Below are 572 nucleotides of genomic sequence, written 5' to 3'. Positions count from 1 at the left end.
GCCTGCTGTGCCCGGTATTCTGCCGCACGCGCTCTGGCAACCGCAATTTGTGTCCCGCGCAGCTGGGCCTGCGCAAGAGCGATCTCACCTTTTGCGGCACCGGCCACCCCGATGGTTGCTTTGGTCACACTGGCGGTCAGCCCGCCGAAATACCGTGCAAGGCCAACCCCGACCAGTGCCCCTGCAACAGTGGCGATGGTGTCTATATTTCCTGCAATACCATTCAGTGCACCGGTCAGTGTGCTGGTTGCGCCCGATGCCTCATTAGCCCCGCCTACCCACGCCATAAAGGCGTTTTCTACCTTTTGCGAAGCCATACTGACGGTCTGTGGTAACTGCTCAAATTCTTTTCTGAGTTGCTCCGTATTTGTCAGGATCGGAACGATTTTATCGGTAGTCAGTTGCCCGCTCTGTGCCATATCGCGCAGCCCGCCGATGGTGGTCCCCATCCCGTCAGCCAGCAGTTTTGCCAGCCGTCCGCCGTTCTCCATCACCGCGTTAAATTCTTCACCGCGCAGAACACCGGAAGCCAGTGCCTGACTGAGTTGAGTAATAACAGAGCTGGCTTCTTC

At 57.7% G+C, this 572-nt stretch carries 1 protein-coding gene; it reads right to left on the bottom strand.

The genetic code is table 11. The features are described 5' to 3' along the window. Nucleotides 1-572 (bottom strand): tape measure protein (locus GN208_RS17870; RefSeq protein ID WP_243828519.1); only part of this gene is annotated, 572 nt, incomplete at both ends.

This window comes from Morganella sp. HSTU-ASny43, assembly GCF_022819185.1.
Lineage (GTDB): Bacteria > Pseudomonadota > Gammaproteobacteria > Enterobacterales > Enterobacteriaceae > Morganella > Morganella morganii.
Note: the sequence above shows the minus strand (reverse complement) of the source record. Positions and strands in the feature narration are given on the sequence as shown.